Below are 19410 nucleotides of genomic sequence, written 5' to 3' on the forward strand. Positions count from 1 at the left end.
AATACGGCCACAGGCAATATTATAAAAAGATTTCGGTTTTATCCGGAAGGATATTCCGGCTTCTGGAAAGTGTCCGGAAATGGACGTGCGGTGTGCGGTTCAGGACGATTTAAACTGGGGGTAATACCTGCAATTCGTTTACAGTAGCGGTTTTCGTGCTTTGGCATACAGGTTGCCTAACCACAGAAGCAAAGTTAGTATTATAACCTATGGACAAGAAAATAGAAAAAAAGTATTGGTCTAAAAAGCGGATATCACTGATTGGTGGTGGTGCAATAGTAGTGATACTACTTGCCTACAATCTCATATTTGCAGACCATCGTTCCAAGCTGAATGTGGAGAAAGATAAGATCACAATCTCTACTGTTACAAAGGGAACCTTTGATCAGTATATAGCAGTAACTGCGGTTGTACTCCCTCTGAAAACCATCCGGCTGGATGCTATTGTGGGTGGTTATGTAAGCCAGAAATACCTGGAAGGGGGAAGTAATGTAAAGAAAGGAGACAGCATTCTGCGACTGGAAAATCAGAACCTGATGATGGACTTCGTGAACCACGAAACGGAAATCTACCGCCTGATCAATGAATTGCAGAACACCAGGCAGTCACTGAAACAGAATAAATATACCATGCAGGCTACAGTAGCCACTCTGGATTACCAGATAGAGCAGGCGAAAGACCTGTATGACCGTACAAAACAACTGGTAGATGAAAAGATTGTATCCCGCCAGGAGTTTAACAAGAACAAAATTGATTACGAGCGGCTGGTTAAACAGAAACAGATCGAAATAGAGAGCCAGCGTTTTCAGGAAGAAAATGCGAAGATCCAGATAGAACGGCTAGAGTCAACAATTGCCCGCACGCAACGCAACCTTCAGATGATGAAGGATAACCTGAACAACCTTGTTTTAAGAGCTCCTATAGATGGTCAGCTCTCTTCTGTTGACGCTGAAGTTGGGGGAAGTATTACTGCTGGGCAGAACATTGGGCAGATAGACGACCTGAATGGTTTTAAAATGCGTGCTGAAGTGGATGAACATTATATATCCCGTGTTTTTGCAGGACTGAAGGCTTCTTTTGAGTTCAACAATAAGAATTATGGATTAGTTATTATTAAGGTATATCCTGAGGTAAAGAATGGTCGTTTCAATGTTGATCTGAAATTTGAAACGGAAACACCTGATGGTATACGCCGTGGTCAGTCTTCTCCTATCCGCCTTGAATTGGGTAAATCTTCTGCAGCCGTATTGCTTCCTGTGGGAGGTTTCTTCTCGGACACCGGTGGTAATTGGGTATACGTAGTGGACAAGGGTGGCAAGCGTGCAGTGAAACGTACCATTTCCCTGGGACAAAAGAACCCGCAGTTCTTTGAAGTACTGGAAGGGTTACAGGAGGGTGAGCAGGTGATCACGTCTTCTTATGAGAATTTCGGAGACAAAGAAGTTTTAGTATTTTAAACGTACAGTTGTTTTAGTCCTCGCCCATCCTTCGTCTGCGGACGAAGGTGAGCGGAGGCCACCCTGATAAATCTGCATTTAATCTTAAACTTAAATTAATGATACGCACCGTAAATCTGCAAAAAATATTTACCACAGAAGAAATTGAAACTTCTGCACTGAATGGCATTAACATGGAAGTGAAAGATGGAGAGTTTGTAGCTATCATGGGACCATCCGGTTGTGGAAAGTCTACCTTACTAAATATCCTGGGATTGCTGGATAATCCAAGCGGGGGAGAATACCATTTCTGGGAGCATGAAGTAGCCCGGATGAGTGAGCGCCAGCGTGCGCAATTGCGTAAGGGATCTATCGGATTTGTATTCCAGAGCTTTAACCTGATAGATGAACTGACCGTGTTCGAGAATGTTGAGTTACCACTGTTATATCTTAAGGTGCCTGCCAGTGAACGCAAAACAAAGGTAGAAGCCGTGCTGGAACGTATGAATATCATGCATCGCCGTAATCACTTCCCTCAACAACTTTCCGGTGGTCAGCAGCAGCGTGTGGCGATTGCCCGTGCGGTGGTGGCCAAGCCTAAAATGATTTTGGCGGATGAGCCTACAGGTAATCTGGACTCTACTAATGGGGAAGAAGTAATGAAGCTGTTGCAGGAGCTGAATGAAGCGGGTACCACCATGATTATGGTAACGCATAGCCCTTACGATGCCGGATTTGCTCATCGCATCATCAATCTGTTTGATGGTAGAGTGGTAACTGAAAATATCAAGGAGCAGTTCCATATTTAGATGTGTATTTACTTGTCAATTTAAAATGAATAACCATGATCAGTAATTATTTGCGTATCGGCTGGCGTAACATCAAACGTCATAAACTGTATAGCGGGATTAATATAGGAGGACTGGCACTCGGTCTTGCGGTTGGAATCTTATTACTGATCTGGGTACAGGATGAATTGAGTTTTGACAGGTTTCATAAGAATGGGAAAAGTATATACAAGCTGAGTGTTACATTCAAATCGGGCAATGATGTACAAACATGGGGTGCGATGCCAGGTCCTATTGCACCTGTTTCTGTAAAAAGGATTGCAGGAGTAGAGAGTGCAGTAAGAATAAGTGAAGTATGGCAGATATCCCAGTTTACTTATGGCAACAAAGATTTTTACAATATTAAAGGTGCCTATGTAGATCCTACCTTTTTCTCGATGTTCAGTTTCCGATTATTGAAGGGAAACCTGTTTTCAAATAATCAATCTATTGTAATTACCCGCAGCGCAGCTAAAAGATATTTTGGTACTGAAGACGCTGTGGGTAAAATGATCCAGGCTAACCAGAAAGACAATTACACTGTCAGTGGTGTAATGGAAGATTTCCCACTGAATTCAAGTATTCGATATGATTTCCTTTTCCCTTTTGATATTCTTAGAAAGAATTTCGGGGTAGGAGATAACTGGAAGTCCCTGGATGAAGACTGGGGGGATTTTTATTATGATACCTATCTTCAGTTAGCTCCCAATACCGAACCTGCCAAAGTTTCGCAACAGCTTGCATTATTACGCCCTGAAAGTAAACCTGATGCGAACGTTAAATATAATGTACAGCCTTTATATAATGTGCATTTATATAATCTTGATCAGAGCGAAGCTGGTATTAAAATAGTTCGCATTTTTCTGATCATAGCTATTGTAATACTGCTTATCGCTTGTGTAAATTATGTAAATCTTTCCACTGCAAGAGCTATACAACGTGCAGGTGAAATAGGTATCAGGAAGATGGTAGGGGCAGCCCGCCGCCAGTTATTCCTGCAGTTCTTATGGGAATCTGCACTGGTGTTTTTAATAGCATTAGCATTGGCGCTATTGATTATGCTGTTGGTTATTCCATTCTACAATGATCTTACTAACAAACAGCTTTCTCTAAGTATAAATAATATGCAGATGATCATAGCTATTGGGGGGGCTATGTTACTGACACTGCTGGTAGCAGGGATTTATCCCGCAATACTGTTATCATCTTTTGATCCTTTAAAAACATTAAAAGGTCGCATTACGCTGGGCGGAAGTAATATCTCTTTCCGTAAGGCGCTGGTGGTATTGCAATTTGTGATTGCCACAGTATTGATCATCAGTACACTGATCGTTGGTCAGCAGTTGCAATATATCAGATCGAAAGCATTAGGTTATGATAAGGAGAATATATTCCAGTTTAATCTGGGAAATGGGGAACCGCATTTTGCCAGTTTGAGGCCGGAGATAGCTGCTATGCCGGGTGTACATGGGGTTGCCGGCGCCACTCAGGATTTGCTGGAGATAAGCAGTAGTACAGGGGATACTTATTGGGATGGAAAAACAGATGATCAATCTATGGTAGTCCATGCAATAGGTAGTGACATGGCATTTCTCGAAGTCATGAATTTCAAGCTGGCCAGTGGGGCTAATTTTACTGATTCTAAAGCGGATTCAGGACATTATATCGTTAATGAAACGGCTGCGAAGATAATGGGAATGAAGGATGCAGTTGGTAAACGGTTCAAGTTATGGGGGAATGAGGGGATTATTATTGGTGTGGTAAAGGATTTTCACTTTGCATCACTGCATGAAAAAATTGCGCCGCTGGTATTTTATTATGGAGGGGCTACCCATGTACCAACGGGATACAGGATGTATATAAAAACCAGTGGTAAAGATGCCCAGAAGGCAATAGCTGCTGCCGCAAAAATATATGCACGTTATAACGGGAACCATCCTTTTGAATATTCTTTCATGGATGCAGAACTGGACAAAATATATCGTACAGACCAGCGTACCGGTCGTTTGTTTAACTACTTTGCCTTTATTGCCATCTTTATCAGTTGCCTCGGACTTTTCGGACTGGCCACTTTTGCTACGGCACAAAGAGTGAAGGAGATAGGCATTCGTAAAGTACTGGGAGCTTCTGTTACAAATATAGTAACACTGCTGTCTTCAGATTTTCTGAAAACTGTATTCATTGCAATCCTGTTATCTATTCCTATTGCCTGGTTGGTTATGCATAAATGGCTGGAAGATTATGCTTACCGGGTGGGTATTGACTGGAAGGTATTTGTATTGGCAGGTAGTATAGCTGTAATAATAGCATTATTCACTGTTAGCTTCCAGGCGGTTAAAGCTGCAATAGTGAACCCGGTAAAATCACTCAAATCAGAATAGATCCTATATGCTGAAACATTATTTGAAAATAGCAATCCGTCACCTGCGGCAACAGAAAGTAATCACGGCGATTAATATCGCAGGGTTATCAATTGGTATGGCCTGTTGTATACTGATTATCCTGTTTGTAAAAGATGAACGCAGTTATGATACCTTCCATGTAAATGCGAATAGCATTTACCGGTTAAACAGTGCTATCATAAAGGATAATGAGGCCAACCGTATTCCTATGACACAGTTTGCAGCAGCACCTGCTTTGAAAGCAGAACTGGTAGATGTTAAAAGGGCGGTGCGCATCCAGCAGGAGGGACAGACACTGCTTTCCTATAAGGATAAACAAATTACAGAAGATGTTGTGTATGCAGATGAGGACTATTTCAAAATGTTCAGTTTCCCTTTGAAGGAAGGTAACCCTGCTAAAGTTTTGAAAGCACCTTATACAATGGTGATCACAGAAAAGATTGCTAAGAAATATTTTGGATCAGAAGAACCGGTAGGAAAAGTAATGCGGGTGGGTACCAAGTTTGATTGCCAGATAACTGGTGTAGCGCAGGACATGCTGTTGAATTCTGATGTAAAACATGATGTCATCATCTCTTTTGCTACTTATAAACAAATGGCAGCTGCGGATGGAAATAACCTGGAAGAGGATAGTTGGTTTTTCTTTTCAAATACAACTACCTATGTGCAGTTGAACGAACATGCCAGTATTGCAAGAGCCAACAGGGAACTGGTAAAGCTACGGACCCGGCACATCGACAAAATTGCAAAAAGCCTGGGCTTAGGATTTGAATATGAGTTGCAACCTTTGTTACATACGCATTTACGCCAGAGGGGAGATAAAGATGTGAGTGCTGCATCAAGGCTCATTTATTTCTACATGATCATCGCTGCGTTTATACTATTGATAGCCTGTTTCAATTTTATGAACCTGGTTACTGCAAGGGCAAATGAAAGGGCCTTGGAAGTAGGGTTACGGAAAGTAATGGGTGGGGCGCGTAAAACGCTGATTGCGCAGTTCCTGTCAGAATCTATATTGTTAAGTATATTGTCTTTTATAATTGCTGTATTGCTGTCATTTTTGATACTGCCATTCTTCAATGCATTTGCAGATAAAAGTCTGCACCTGTTTGGTTGGCAACAGTTGCCCATGCTGGGAGGATTACTATTAGTGTCTTTGCTGGTAGGTGTAATAGCGGGCAGTTATCCTGCATTTTATTTGTCAGGATTTCTACCAATAGCAGTGCTGAAAGGAAACTTTAAATCTTCCGGTAGCAGGGTATGGATGCGTAAGGGATTAGTGATCGCGCAGTTCTTTGTAACGGTTGTATTGATCATTGCTACTATTGTAACAGAATCCCAGCTCCGTTACTGGCAGCACAAAGATCTTGGATTTGATAAGGAACGTTTGCTGAATGTTTATCTGAAATACAATGAAAGCAGGAAAGTAGCGACTGTATTAAAAGCAGAAATACTCCGGTCGCATTATGTAAAAAGTGCTACGCTGTCGAATATAGCCATGGGGCTTACCAACTCTATGAACCCGGTAGTAAAGGATGGAGATACAGATGATAAATCTGTTACTACCAGTATTATTACAGGAGACTTTGATCTGTTAAAAACAATGGACATTAAGCTGTCGAAAGGACGGGATTTCTCTCCCGCTTTGTCTACAGACAGCAACAATACTTTTATTGTTAACCAGGCTTTTGTAAGAGCTATGGGTTTAAAAGACCCGATAGGCACTGTGATAAAATGGGAGCCTGGAGGAACAGTCCGCAAAGGAGAGATCATTGGTGTAGTGAAGGATTTTAATTATCAGACTTTATTGGAACCGGTGTCTCCTGCTATTTGTTTTATCGCGCCACAAAATGTTCTAGTTCTCAATATCCGGTTGAATGCAGGAGATGTACCAAAACAAATGGCAGAACTGGAAAAGATCTGGAAAGGGATTGTTCCTGCTTATCCTTTTGAGACTTCTTTTGTAGCAGATGATCTGGCTAAACAGTATGTGGAAGCCGGAAGAGTGGCTAAGTTATTTGGTGTCTTTTCCCTGTTATCTATTTTTATTGCCTGTATGGGATTGTTTGGATTATCTATCCTGATATCACGTCAGCGTATGAAGGAGATAGGCATCCGTAAAGTGCTGGGAGCTTCTGTACTGGGGATTACCACCCTGTTATCCAAAGACTTTATGAAACTGATTGGAGTGGCTATTATACTGGCTACTCCGCTGGCCTGGTTTGTTATGAATAAATGGCTGGAGAATTTTGCTAACCGCATTAATGTGGAATGGTGGATGTTATTAATGGCAGGCATTATTTCTATTTTCATTGCATTGCTTACCATTAGTTTTCAATCGGTAAAGGCTGCACTAATGAACCCTGTACGTTCTCTTAAAACAGAATAAAACCTACTCAATGTTCAAAAATTATTTCAAGGTTACATGGCGTAATATCAGGAAACAAAAGTTTTATTCTACCCTGAATATTCTGGGGTTAACAATTGGGATGACCTGTTGTTTCCTGATATTCATGTATGTGCGTTTTGAACAGAGTTATGATACGTTTCATAAACGTGGGCCCCAGATTTACCGGGTTGTAACGGATGTGAAAACGCCTACGGAACTGATTGAAGGAGAGATCACATCAGGTCCTATGGGGCCGAATATGAAAACTGATTTTCCGGAAGTGCTGAACATGGTGAGAGTAGACCCAATGACTATGCTGGTGCAGAAAGATGGGAATGCATTCGAGGAGGCAAATGTAATATCTGCTGATTCAACTTTTTTTAAAGTATTCAGTTTTCCGCTGATCCGTGGAAATGAAGCAACTGCATTAAAAGAACCATTTAGTGTTGTGCTCACTGAATCTGCAGCCCGTAAATACTTTGGAAATGCAGATCCCTTAGGTCAGGCATTACAGATAGAGGGAAACAAATATACCGTTAAAGTAACGGGTATTATAAAGGATGTTCCTGAGAATTCCCACCTGCCTTTTAATATGATTTTCTCCATGACTACGGCTACAATAGGACTTAAGAATGGGTTGGACAATAATTGGGGCAATTTTGGTATGCACACCTACGTATTGCTGCCTGCCGGGTATGATGCTGCAAAGCTGGAAAAGAAATTGTCCGCGTTTATGGAAAGTCATATCGGCACCAGGATGAAAACGCAAAAAATGTTTTACACCCTACACCTGGAAGCGTTGAAGGACGTATACATGAAATCTAAAAGACCTGCTCCTGTAAAAGGAAGTACCACAAATACGTACATCTTTTCAATCATCGCTGCTTTTATATTGCTGATAGCCATGATCAATTTTGTAAACCTTGCTACAGCAAGAGCTACTGAAAGGGCAAGGGAAGTAGGTGTGAGAAAAGCCGTAGGTGCATATGATACACAGCTGAAAATCCAGTTTCTGTACGAAACGGTTGTGCTTAGTCTGATTGCATTTGTTTTGTCTCTCATTCTGTGTCAGCTGTTATTACCGGCATTCAATGTGCTGGCAGGAAAAGAAATAGCACATAATATTTTTAAGAATACGGATGTGTTATGGTTCCTTGTTATTGCAATCGGTGTGGGGTTAGTGGCGGGAATTTATCCGGCAGCTGTATTATCCTCTTACAAACCTGTTGTAGTCTTAAAGGGTGCCTTTCACAGTAGTACCAAAGGACTGTTGTTAAGAAGTGGGCTGGTCGTTTTTCAGTTTGTGATCACTATTTTCTTAATAGCCGGCGTCATCATTATCTACAATCAGCTTTCCTATTTGCAGAATCATAAACTTGGTTTTAAAAAAGATCAGGTAATGGTGATTGATTTCGAAAGAGTGGAGAACATAAAGGATAAATTTATGGCCATTAAGCAACAAATATCTCAGCAACCGGGTGTGAAAAGTGCTGCCTTTTCTTCTGCGGTTCCAGGGGGATTTGAAAATTCTGCTTATTCCAATCTGGAAACAAAGAGCGGTGATATGCAAGCCAGTAATATCAATCTGTATTTTGTAGACTTTGACTTTGTAAAACAGTACCAGTTAAAAATATTGGCAGGACGTGGTTTCTCTTCGGATATGGCTTCTGACAGTACGCAGGCTATGCTGGTGAATGAGTCAGTGGTATCTTCCATGGGATACAGTAAGCCGGAGGATATTATCGGAAAGCGTTATTCTCAGTGGGGGCGTGAGGGAAAGATCATTGGTGTAATTCAGAACTTCAATTATCATTCATTGAAAAAGGAAGTGTCACCATTGACAATGAGGATTGAACCGGGAGCATTCTCGAAGTTATCGGTTAATGTAAGTGCCGGAGATCTTACAAAAACGATGGCAGGATTAGAAAAGGTATATCGTGAATATGCTCCCAATACACCGTTTAATTCTTATTTCCTGGATGAGGCTTTTGATAAGGAATACAGGGGAGAATACCGTTTTGGCCGCCTGGTACTTACCGCAGTGGTACTGGCTATTATACTGGCCACTCTGGGTTTGTTGGGACTGATTTCCTACATCGTAGTACAACGTACAAAGGAGATAGGGATCCGTAAAATCCTGGGCGCTTCTGTCAGCAACATCCTTTTCCTTTTATCCAAAGACTTTCTGACACTTGTAATTGTTGCATTACTGATAGCAACACCGTTGGCCTGGTATGTTATGTATCACTGGTTGCAGGATTTTGCATACCGGATCAGCATTGAATGGTGGGTATTCGTATTGGCGGGAGCGGTAGCTGTTATCATTGCTATCATAACGGTGAGTCTTCAAACAGTAAAAGCTGCATTCATCAATCCGGTGAGATCATTGAAATCAGAATAATTCTATAATAAATCGTTACGTTTTAAAATGACAAGTGAAAGATGATACTGGGGCTGGTATCTACCAGCCCACACTTTTAAGTTACGAAATTTGGGACTAACAAATATAAAATTTACATATTTTAAGATAGCATGGGGAATCCCGGAACTATCTTTAAAAAAACAGCATAACAAATGATACAACTCAAGCACATTTCAAAGCATTATCCGGTAGGATTTGGGAAAAATGAAATATTAAAGGATATCGACCTTACAATATTTGAAGGTGAGTTTGTGTCTATAATGGGACCTTCAGGCTCGGGTAAGTCAACACTATTAAATCTCCTGGGTTTGCTGGAAGAACCTTCCCAGGGAGATTACCTTTTTGAAGGCGAGTCTGTATATAAGATGAATGAGAAAAGACGCACGCAGTTGCACAGAGGAACCATCGGATTTGTATTTCAGGCGTATCACCTGATAGATGAACTAACCGTGTATGAGAATATAGAAACACCGCTGTTGTATAAAAAACTATCAGCATCTGAACGTAAAAGCCGTGTAGCGGACGTACTAGATAGGTTTAATATTGTTGCTAAAAAAGATCTGTTCCCAAATCAGTTATCTGGCGGGCAACAGCAACTGGTAGGTATTGCCCGTGCTATTGTGGCTGAACCTCGTGTAATATTAGCAGATGAACCTACGGGTAACCTGCATTCTGACCAGGCAAGGGAGATCATGGAACTTTTCAAACATTTGAATGAGAAGGATAAGATCACCATTATCCAGGTAACACATTCCGAACTAAACGCAACTTACGGCCACAGAATCATACAAATTCGGGACGGGAAAATCGCATAATTTCTATTTCCGGTTTTGATGATTTAAGTTTGAGGTTTGATCAATACGGGCTATCCGTAGAGATCAAACCTCAAAAATAAAAGCCAATACCATATGCCAGATGTTATTTTTCTCTTTTCTTAAAGAAAATATTTATGTTATCATCACAATTATTATATTTTTGGAACGCCATGAAATTATCCAAGATGCCAGGGTTTGTACTGGCCATTTATTTATTGTTTGCTAACGTAATTACTGTAAAGGCACAGGATACTTGGAGCCTGCAACGTTCTGTAGATTACGCATTGGCTAATAATATAGATATTAAGCAACAGGATGTACAAAAACGTTTGGCCGCCCTCACATTCAAACAGAGCCAGTTATCTCAGGTCCCAACCCTCAATTTGGGCGCTGACGGAACTTATGGCTCCGGTCGTAACATTGATCCTTACACCAATAGTATCATCACCCAGAATTATTTTAATGCCAGTACGGGTGTTACCGCTGGGGCTACAATCTTCAACTGGTTTTCCCAGAGGAATCTGATTGCATCCAATAAATACCAGTCACAGGCACAAGACCGCCTGTTGGAAAAGGCCAGGAATGATGTGGCGTTTAATGTCGCCAGTGCCTTTCTGCAGATTCTGCTGAATAATGAACAGGTACATATCAGTGAGCTTCAGGTGAAACTAACCACCTCCCAACTGGAAAACACTAAAAAGCTGGTAATTGCCGGTTCTGTTCCTGAAAGTAACCAGGCAGACCTTGAATCAAAACTGGCCAGCGACAGTGTGACACTGATCAATGCCCAAAACCAGGTGATACTGTCTACTTTACAAATGAAGGCCTTGTTGAATCTCGGATTTGAAGTACCATATATACCAGAGATTCCTGAAAAGATTGCAGATATTCCTTTGCCGCAACTGGACCAGGTAGACCCTGAAATGGTATTTAATGCAGCATTAAGCACTAATCCCCTGATCAAAGCAGATGAACTGTTGATAAAATCAATGGAACGCTCTTATGTCTCTTCCAAAGGGCAGCTATATCCCAAACTGACGGCATCCGGTAATCTGAATACGAGTTACTCCAATACTGCAAAAAATGACTTCGTAACAGGGCAACTTATAGTGCCGGTAGGAAGTGTGGTAGTAAATGGAATCACTTATTCGGTAACAACCCCTGTGGACGTAAAGGGATATAAAACAATTCCTCTGGGAGATCAGTTAAATAATAACTTCCGGCAGTCAGTAGGATTATCATTGACTATCCCTATTCTCAACGGTTGGCAGGCCCGCACAAATGTGCAGAAAGCGAAACTGAATATTACTACCCAGCAATTGACACGTGATAAGGATAATCAGAAACTAAGACAGGACATTTATACTGCCCACGCGAATGCTGTAGCTGCTATCCAGAAGTTTGCCGCCTCATCAAAAGGGGTAACAGCTTCACAGAAAGCGTATGATTTTGCCACCAAACGTTTTGACCTGGGATTGATGAATACTATTGATTATATTACGACTCAGAGTAACCTGTTTAAGGCGCAAATTGATAAGGTATCAGCCCAATACGATTATATATTTAAAATGAAGTTGCTGGAGTTTTACAGGGATCAGAAGATCACACTGTAAGCCACTCCCTCCCTTTTGAAATTAACCAGTATGAACAAAAAGAGACTTTTCTGGATTCTAGGAATTCTTGTTGTAGTTTTTCTTATTATATACGCTTTCAAAGCCAACAAAAAAGAAGGCGTTAAGGTAGCTGTAGATAAAGCTACTGAAAAGAATATTATTGAAGTAGTATCTGCCAGCGGGAAGATCTATCCTGAAACAGAAGTAAAAGTAAGCTCCGACGTATCTGGCGAAATCACAGACCTTCCTGTACTGGAAGGAGACTCTGTAACAAAGGGGCAGGTACTGGTAAAAATCTATGCAGATGTTTACGGTTCTGTACGCGACAAGGCCAATGCCTCTTTAAGTCAGGCGCAGGCACAACAGGCCAATGCAACTGCATCTCTCAATGCATACAAGGCTCGTCTGGAACAGAACAAAGCTGCTTATGAACGTAATAAGGAATTACTGGCTCAGAAAGTAGTATCCAAAAGTGAGTTTGAAACCGCTGAAGGTACTTACCGCGCAGCCCTGGCAGATTATAATGCCGCTGCAGAGTTAGTGAACAGTAACCGCTTTGCTGTACAGAATGCCAAAGCCGGATTAACAGAGGCGAATACCAACCTGCGACGCACTACTATTTCTTCACCCATGAATGGCGTAGTATCCCTGCTGCCTGTAAAGAAGGGTGAAAGAGTGGTAGGTACAGGACAGATGTCAGGTACAGAGATTATGCGTATTGCAGATCTGAATGTAATGGAAGTACAGGTGGATGTTGGAGAAAATGATATTCCCCGTGTAAAATATAATGATACAGCTGTTGTAGAGGTAGATGCCTATAATAACCGTAAGTTCAAAGGAATTGTAACACAGATTGCCAGTTCCAGTAAGGGATCAGCTACCGCTACATCTTCTACATCATCTTCTGCAGAACAGGTAACCAGTTATATTGTACATATCCGGATTTTGCAGGAAAGCTACCAGGATCTCATTGATCCGAAGAATCCGAAGAATTTCCCTTTCCGTCCGGGTATGAGTGCAAGCGTAGATATCCAGACCCGGCGTAAAAATAATGTACTGGCTGTGCCCATCAATGCAGTAACCACCCGGGATATTGCAGACAGTACTTCTACTGTATCAAACCGGAAAGTAGGAGAAGCAAAGAATGAAAATAGTGATGGAACAGTATCTGAAGCGGGTAATAAAGTGACGAAAGAAGTAGTGTTTGTATTGCAGCCAGACCAAACGGTTAAAATGGTGCAAGTAACCACAGGTGTGCAGGACGATGTGAATATAGAAATTCTTTCCGGCCTGAAAGTTGGTGATCAGGTAATAAGTGCGCCTTATGCGGCGGTATCCAAAGACCTTGATGAGAAGAAGAAAGTGATTGTGGTCCCCAAGAAGGAGCTGTTTGAAGGACCAGCCAAGAAATAAGAACAATATGGCAAGCTAAATAGAAAAGAGCTTCCTGCATAAATGCAGGGGCTCTTTTTGCTTTAAGAGATCCTGTGAAAGTCCTAAAATCATTACGAAGAGAGAAGACTCATCTTTATATCGAAACAACAACATAATACAACAGTCCTATATATTTAACATTGGATTAATGTATTGATTTTCAATTAATTGAATGAGATTTGTCAAAACTTAACATTGTCTATGTTAATTTAACATTAAATTTATGTTATCACATTAAACAACTCTCGTTAAAATTATGGCTACTACAAATGCTCCGAAAGCAGATAAAGCTTCCCGTAAGGATGCCCGCAACACTATTGAAGAAAAGTTGAACCTCCTTTTAGTTGATCTTAAGAAAGAATTGGGAGATACTAAATTCAATAACAGGGTAAAGAAGGCTGCAAAATTGCTGAGCAAAGGATTAGATAAAACAAAAAAGAAGGTAGTGACGGTAAAAAAGAAGGCTGCCAAAAAAACGAAAGAGGCTACTAAGAAGGTAGCTGCAACTCCAGATACTGAGAAAAAATAATTATAGCTAAGAGCAGCAGAAGTGGTTGAAACATCCGCTGCTCTTAATATTATTTCCCTGTCCCGGCAATACATCTTTAATTGATTCACATCCTCATCATTACCATCATCCCATATGGTAATATTAGCAAGTAAAATTCCTTACTTTGCAGGAAAAAGAGATACTTGAAAGCAGGCATCATCGGAAGCGGCAGCTGGGCTACAGCATTAGCCAAAATATTAACGGATAACGGAGAGCAGATTGCATGGTGGATAAGAAATGAAGATACCATCCGGTATATGCAGCAGCGCCATCATAACAAGCATTATTTAACATCAGTATATTTTGATACTAACCTGTTGCGGTTAAGCCGTAATCTGGAAGAAGTAGTAGCAACCAGTGATCTGCTGATCCTGGCGGTACCTTCAGCATTCCTGGAAGAAGTATTGCTGTTGTTACCTCCCGGTGCGTTGAACGGGAAAAAGGTACTTTCTGCCATTAAAGGATTGGTGCCCGGCAATAACTTACTGATTAATGATTACCTCTCTGAAATGTTTGATCTGCCACTGGAACAGTATTTTACTATTACTGGGCCTTGTCATGCAGAGGAAGTTGCTAATGAGAAGCTGTCTTACCTTACATTTTCCGGACTGGAGGAAGAACCTGCACAGATTATTGCAAACATGTTTGCCAATAGTTATCTGCAAACCATCGTTAATAAAGATGTGATCGGGGTGCAACTGGCTGCTGTGTTAAAAAATATCTACGCATTGGGTGCCGGTATTGCACATGGCCTTGAATATGGAGACAATTTTTTGAGTGTATATATTACCAATTGCTTCAGGGAAATGCAACACTTCCTGGAAGCTTACGGACAGGAACATACAGATGCCGGTTCAGAGCATAATTACAATGCCAGTGCTTATCTTGGAGATCTGCTGGTGACCTGTTATTCACTGCATAGCCGTAACCGTACCTTTGGTAATATGATCGGGAAGGGGTATAGCGTAAAGGCTGCACAATTGGAACTTAATATGATAGCAGAAGGTTACTATGCAAGTAAATGTCTGTTTGAAATGAATAAGGAAGTGGGTGCTTATATGCCGGTGGCACAGGCGGTATATACCATTTTATGGGAACATGAGAATTCGCGGGAAGCTTTCCTCGCTTTGGAAAAAGGATTTATTTAAGCAAGATTTCTTTATATAAATTACTAAAAGAGCCTCTATCGCACTTAGCATAGAGGCTCTTTTATTGTTTATGTTTCAAATCAGATCAGTACATCCTGCATAAAGTCATGCGTGGAAATAACCGTCGCATAAGAGTTTACTTAGCAATATCAATCTTCACTTTCTTATTTTTAATCTTCTCATTTTGTATAAGCTGAAGCGTTTGGCTGGCCTTTGATTTACGGATGGCTACAAAAGAGAAGAAATCTTTTACCTCTATTAACCCAATTTCTTCCTTCTTTAGTTGTCCTTTATTTGTGAAAAAGCCCACGATATCCACTTTATTCACTTTATCTTTTTTGCCGGCACTAATAAAGAAGGTGGTCCATTTGGGTTTTTCCGGCAATTCAATCTCATCTGGTAAGGTGATAGCGGTAGCATCTCCGTTAATGTAAGACGGCAGTTTCTCTTCTGGTCCTATGATCAGAATGGCGGTACCGCTGGCATCCATACGGGCTGTTCTGCCATTACGGTGTGTGAATGTCTCTTCCGTATTAGGCAGATGGTAATGGATAATGTATCGGATGTGTGGAATATCCAGCCCTCTTGCGGCAAGATCTGTGGTAACCAGAATATTGGAGGAGCCATTTCTGAATTTATTCAGGGCGGCATCTCTTTCCTGTTGTTCCATAGCGCCATGATAGAATACGCTTACCAGGCCATTTTCTTTAAGCAGGGTATTGGTCCGTTCTACGGCTTCTCTATGATTACAGAATACGATGGTAGATCTGTTTCCCAACATACAGATGAGGCGGAATAGGGTATCGAGTTTATCCTTACCATCACTTTCCAGGTATTGAATGGCGAGTGCTTTAGGAGTATCTTCTGAAATGAAGTTTAGCTCAACCGGGGCCGTCAATCCTACAAATTCAGGGATCTCAACAGAAGAGGTTGCAGATGTCAGGATCCTTTTCCTCAGAGATTTGAGAGACTCAATAATGAAAGACAATTCTTCCTGGAAGCCTAATTCCAGGGATTTGTCGAACTCGTCGAGTACTAGCGTATGAATACCTTCTGTATGGATATTTTCTCTGCGGAGGTGGTCACACAAGCGGCCTGGTGTACCTATAATCAGTGCAGGAGCTTCTATCAGATTGTTTTCTTCTGTTTCTCTCAGGTGTCCTCCATAGCAGCAGGTAACTTTAAAACCTGTTCCCATGCTTTTGAAGACCTGTTCTATCTGTAGCGCCAGTTCTCTGGAGGGAACAACTATGAGTGCCTGTGTCTCGGTGATGTTATTATCCAGCAGATCGAGTATTGGCAATAGGAAACCTAATGTTTTTCCCGAGCCGGTGGCAGAGAGAAGTACTACGTTGTCTGACTGCTTATTCGCTTCCACAGATGCCAGTTGCATCTCATTCAGCGTATCAATTTTTAAAGCAGAGAGGATCTTGTTCAGAGAGTATGATTCGTTTTGCATTTAGGCAAAAGTACGGGAGTTCCGGGTGCTACACAAAAGTGATCACAGTAAGGACCTGTTATTGCTCTTTTTTTGTATCTGTAAAGTAGTGTCTTATCATCCATTCAATGTGTGGCAAGAGGGCACTTTCGATGAGTTCGGGGCCGCTTACCTGTTGTATATCGTTCTGTTCGGTGCAGGTATATTCAAGTACATCTCCCTTAATAACTACCTGGAACCTCTTTTCCCGACCTCTTTTTCTTAAAGCTACTTTTGTATTTACTCCATTGATAAGAAAAGTACAAGCAAGTGTACGCATAATGACTCGGTTTTAGAATTGCATGATGAGGCTTATTAGGGGGTAGATATATAGAAAGAATGATACTATGGCATATTTTCTATAAGTATAGACGGTAAAATGGAAATCTAAAAGATTGTTGATTCAAATGTAGCGGCTAATAATAAGAAATATGTGAATGAAATGTTAATAGTAAAAAATGTCCCGGGTTATGCCCGGGACGAATAACTAAAACAACAGCTATGAATGAAAAAAATTTCTACGACAATTAATCAGTCGTCAATTACTATACCATCAATTAGGCAGGGTTAATTTCTCTTACATGAGCCTGTCTTTGTGGAGTTTTTATAATGACTGTGGAAGAAATTCCACAGCTTCCGGAATGGGCCATATGGAAATCAATATATTTATAATGGATTGATATTTGAAAGAAAACTATAGTTGCAGGTACTTACGATAGTATATCTGCGTAAGGTAATGGAGGTGTACTCGTAATTGCTTGGTAATCAATTTTTTTTAATGGAATAAGTGTAAGCATGTCACAAGATATAAAACCGGATGTGGAACTCCCGTCCGACACAGTATTAGCAAACAGGGGGAAGAAGGGGCCATTTATTCTGATTATCGATGATGAACCTGATATCTGTAGGTTATTACAGTTAAGCCTGGTAAAACATGGATATAGTGTAAAATATGTTCACGCTCTCACAGAAGGAATGCAGTATTTACAACAGCATCAACAGCCGGATATCCTCTTTCTGGATATTCATCTGCCAGACGGATCTGGCCTGGAAGCTATACCAGATATAAAAATGAAATGTCCGGCCCTGCCTGTAATAACTATTAGTGCGTATGACAATGGTATGGAGAAACAAAAAGCATTAAAAGCCGGAGCCAGTTACTTCCTGGCTAAACCTTTTAATGTCAAGAACCTTGATGAGTTGATGAGTATAATGTTAAGTAAGAAGTAATTCTATTATTGTAAATTTAAAAAGCTGTTGTCTAACACCACATATAAATATTATGAGAAATATTCTGATAATTGATGATGAGATCAATATTTGTACGTTATTAAGTAAGTTCTTAGGTAAACACGGCTTTAAGGTAGATACTACCATGAGCGGTGCTACAGCGCTGAAAATGATGAAGGAAAAAACCTTTGATCTGGTGTTGTGTGATTATCGTTTAAAAGATACTGACGGCGCTCAGCTATTACAGGATATACGATTGATCAGTCCGCGTACAATAGTAATTATTATCACAGGTTATACTGATGTAAGAGTTGCCGTAGAAATGGTGAAGAACGGGGCGTATGATTACCTCTCTAAACCGTTGTACCCGGATGAGATCCTGAACCTGGTACATAAGGCTTTCGCACATATGGATTCTGAGCGGGAAAGGGAATCATCCATGCCAATGCGTTCAGTAAATAATGCTACTGCTGGTAGTGATGATACACAGGAACCAGAAGATATCGGAAGTGAAGCGCTGGATAAAAACCATAAGTATGTGTATGGAGAAACTCCCGGTGCAAAGGAGTTGTTACGTCAGATTAAACTGGTTGCTCCCACTGATTACAGTGTTATCATTTTTGGAGAAACGGGAACAGGTAAAGAATCTGTAGCCCACCTAATCCATCATCATAGTAAAAGACAATCCCAGCCTTTCGTGGCGTTGGATTGCGGTAGCCTTTCCAAAGAACTGGCAGCGAGTGAATTGTTTGGTCATGAAAAGGGTTCTTTTACGGGGGCCATTAATACCAAGATTGGTGCATTCGAACAAGCTCATGGAGGTACATTGTTCCTCGATGAGGTATCAAATCTTTCTTATGATATTCAGGTAGCATTATTGCGCGTGATCCAGGAAAAAGTGATACGCCGTGTGGGGAGCCTGAAAGAGATTCCTATTGATGTGCGCATCATTGTAGCATCTAATGAGAAACTATCCGAGTCCGTACAGCGTGGACGTTTCCGTGAAGATCTTTTCCATCGCTTCAATGAGTTTACTATTTATATTCCACCATTGCGTGAGAGAGTCGGCGATCTTCCATTATTTGTAAATGCTTTTATAAGACAGGTAGAAAGAGAGCTGCAAAAGAATTGTGGTAAAATTGATAATGATGTGTGGGAATGTTTCAATAAATATAACTGGCCGGGTAATATCCGTGAATTGAAAAATGTAATCCGTCGTGCATGCCTGCTTACACCTGAACATGAAGATATTACATTATCTACTCTGCCACTGGAAATGAAAGAATCTTTTTCTCCTCCTTCTTATGACGACGATCACCAGGTGAATATGACGGGTGAACTTATTTCCATTACAAATGAGAACGATCTTAAAACGGTTGCACTGCAGGCAGAATATAATAAGATCATTAACGTGCTCAAAGAGGTAAAGTATAACAAAACAAAAGCTGCGCAATTATTGAATATAGACCGTAAAACGTTGTATAATAAATTACGTTTGCTGAATATTAATTATTAGTAAGAGATCAACATAGATATTATAAAATTCAGGAGTCTGTATCATAAGTACAGACTCTTTTTAGTGCGCCAGGCATGGCGATCAGCTATAGGGTGGAAGTCCCGAACCCGCTTTGCAGTAAGGAGGGTTAGCCAAAAGCAAGGGTGTCGTG

14 protein-coding genes are annotated in these 19410 nt (G+C 40.9%); 12 read left to right on the forward strand and 2 right to left on the reverse strand.

Annotation, left to right across the window (positions count from 1 at the left end):
• Positions 1-209: 209 nt before the first annotated feature.
• The 10 genes from BM176_RS26405 to BM176_RS26450 all read left to right on the forward strand — a co-directional run bounded on the left by BM176_RS26405 (position 210) and on the right by BM176_RS26450 (position 15036).
• Positions 210-1457, forward strand: a complete 1248-nt coding sequence (locus tag BM176_RS26405; protein WP_090107402.1) for an efflux RND transporter periplasmic adaptor subunit — start codon at positions 210-212, stop codon at positions 1455-1457.
• 98 nt (positions 1458-1555) lie between these two features.
• Positions 1556-2245, forward strand: a complete 690-nt coding sequence (locus BM176_RS26410; RefSeq protein ID WP_090107403.1) for an ABC transporter ATP-binding protein — start codon at positions 1556-1558, stop codon at positions 2243-2245.
• A 35-nt stretch (positions 2246-2280) separates the two neighbouring features.
• On the forward strand, positions 2281-4644 hold the full coding sequence (locus BM176_RS26415; RefSeq protein ID WP_090107404.1) for an ABC transporter permease: 2364 nt from the start codon (positions 2281-2283) through the stop codon (positions 4642-4644).
• Between the two features lie 7 nt (positions 4645-4651).
• A complete protein-coding gene (locus tag BM176_RS26420) occupies positions 4652-7054 on the forward strand; it encodes an ABC transporter permease (RefSeq protein ID WP_090107405.1) in 2403 nt (800 codons plus the stop codon).
• 10 nt (positions 7055-7064) lie between these two features.
• Positions 7065-9455: an ABC transporter permease gene (locus BM176_RS26425; RefSeq protein WP_090107406.1), complete on the forward strand. Its 2391-nt coding sequence runs from the start codon at positions 7065-7067 to the stop codon at positions 9453-9455.
• 173 nt (positions 9456-9628) lie between these two features.
• A complete protein-coding gene (locus tag BM176_RS26430; protein WP_090107407.1) occupies positions 9629-10291 on the forward strand; it encodes an ABC transporter ATP-binding protein in 663 nt (220 codons plus the stop codon).
• Between the two features lie 170 nt (positions 10292-10461).
• Positions 10462-11904 (forward strand): TolC family protein, encoded by a 1443-nt coding sequence (locus tag BM176_RS26435; RefSeq protein ID WP_177230554.1) that lies wholly within the window; start codon positions 10462-10464, stop codon positions 11902-11904.
• A 30-nt stretch (positions 11905-11934) separates the two neighbouring features.
• Positions 11935-13317: an efflux RND transporter periplasmic adaptor subunit gene (locus tag BM176_RS26440; RefSeq protein WP_090107409.1), complete on the forward strand. Its 1383-nt coding sequence runs from the start codon at positions 11935-11937 to the stop codon at positions 13315-13317.
• Between the two features lie 277 nt (positions 13318-13594).
• Positions 13595-13867, forward strand: a complete 273-nt coding sequence (locus BM176_RS26445) for a hypothetical protein (protein WP_090107410.1) — start codon at positions 13595-13597, stop codon at positions 13865-13867.
• 164 nt (positions 13868-14031) lie between these two features.
• Positions 14032-15036 carry an NAD(P)H-dependent glycerol-3-phosphate dehydrogenase gene (locus tag BM176_RS26450; protein ID WP_090107411.1) on the forward strand — a complete coding sequence of 335 codons (1005 nt, stop codon included), beginning with the start codon at positions 14032-14034 and terminating at the stop codon, positions 15034-15036.
• 136 nt (positions 15037-15172) lie between these two features.
• Here the strand turns inward: BM176_RS26450 and BM176_RS26455 are convergent, their stop codons facing one another.
• Both BM176_RS26455 and BM176_RS26460 read right to left on the reverse strand, forming a co-directional pair.
• A complete protein-coding gene (locus tag BM176_RS26455; protein WP_090107412.1) occupies positions 15173-16495 on the reverse strand; it encodes a DEAD/DEAH box helicase in 1323 nt (440 codons plus the stop codon).
• A 58-nt stretch (positions 16496-16553) separates the two neighbouring features.
• Positions 16554-16793, reverse strand: a complete 240-nt coding sequence (locus BM176_RS26460; RefSeq protein WP_090107413.1) for a hypothetical protein — start codon at positions 16791-16793, stop codon at positions 16554-16556.
• A 515-nt stretch (positions 16794-17308) separates the two neighbouring features.
• Between BM176_RS26460 and BM176_RS26465 the strand changes: the two genes are divergently transcribed.
• A complete protein-coding gene (locus BM176_RS26465; RefSeq protein WP_090107414.1) occupies positions 17309-17743 on the forward strand; it encodes a response regulator in 435 nt (144 codons plus the stop codon).
• A 52-nt stretch (positions 17744-17795) separates the two neighbouring features.
• Complete coding sequence (locus BM176_RS26470) at positions 17796-19259, forward strand: sigma-54-dependent transcriptional regulator (protein ID WP_090107415.1); 1464 nt, start codon at positions 17796-17798, stop codon at positions 19257-19259.
• Positions 19260-19410 lie beyond the last annotated feature (151 nt).

The organism is Chitinophaga sp. CF118, from assembly GCF_900112615.1.
Taxonomy (GTDB): domain Bacteria; phylum Bacteroidota; class Bacteroidia; order Chitinophagales; family Chitinophagaceae; genus Chitinophaga.

What these genes read in the sequence shown, in the direction of transcription:
- BM176_RS26460 (WP_090107413.1), bottom strand. Translation starts at nt 16,793, where the DNA reads ATGCGTACACTTGCTTGTACTTTTCTTATCAATGGAGTAAATACAAAA.
- BM176_RS26455 (WP_090107412.1), bottom strand. Translation starts at nt 16,495, where the DNA reads ATGCAAAACGAATCATACTCTCTGAACAAGATCCTCTCTGCTTTAAAA.
- BM176_RS26430 (WP_090107407.1), top strand. Translation starts at nt 9,629, where the DNA reads ATGATACAACTCAAGCACATTTCAAAGCATTATCCGGTAGGATTTGGG.
- BM176_RS26405 (WP_090107402.1), top strand. Translation starts at nt 210, where the DNA reads ATGGACAAGAAAATAGAAAAAAAGTATTGGTCTAAAAAGCGGATATCA.
- BM176_RS26470 (WP_090107415.1), top strand. Translation starts at nt 17,796, where the DNA reads ATGAGAAATATTCTGATAATTGATGATGAGATCAATATTTGTACGTTA.
- BM176_RS26410 (WP_090107403.1), top strand. Translation starts at nt 1,556, where the DNA reads ATGATACGCACCGTAAATCTGCAAAAAATATTTACCACAGAAGAAATT.
- BM176_RS26435 (WP_177230554.1), top strand. Translation starts at nt 10,462, where the DNA reads ATGAAATTATCCAAGATGCCAGGGTTTGTACTGGCCATTTATTTATTG.
- BM176_RS26425 (WP_090107406.1), top strand. Translation starts at nt 7,065, where the DNA reads ATGTTCAAAAATTATTTCAAGGTTACATGGCGTAATATCAGGAAACAA.
- BM176_RS26420 (WP_090107405.1), top strand. Translation starts at nt 4,652, where the DNA reads ATGCTGAAACATTATTTGAAAATAGCAATCCGTCACCTGCGGCAACAG.
- BM176_RS26415 (WP_090107404.1), top strand. Translation starts at nt 2,281, where the DNA reads ATGATCAGTAATTATTTGCGTATCGGCTGGCGTAACATCAAACGTCAT.
- BM176_RS26465 (WP_090107414.1), top strand. Translation starts at nt 17,309, where the DNA reads ATGTCACAAGATATAAAACCGGATGTGGAACTCCCGTCCGACACAGTA.
- BM176_RS26445 (WP_090107410.1), top strand. Translation starts at nt 13,595, where the DNA reads ATGGCTACTACAAATGCTCCGAAAGCAGATAAAGCTTCCCGTAAGGAT.
- BM176_RS26440 (WP_090107409.1), top strand. Translation starts at nt 11,935, where the DNA reads ATGAACAAAAAGAGACTTTTCTGGATTCTAGGAATTCTTGTTGTAGTT.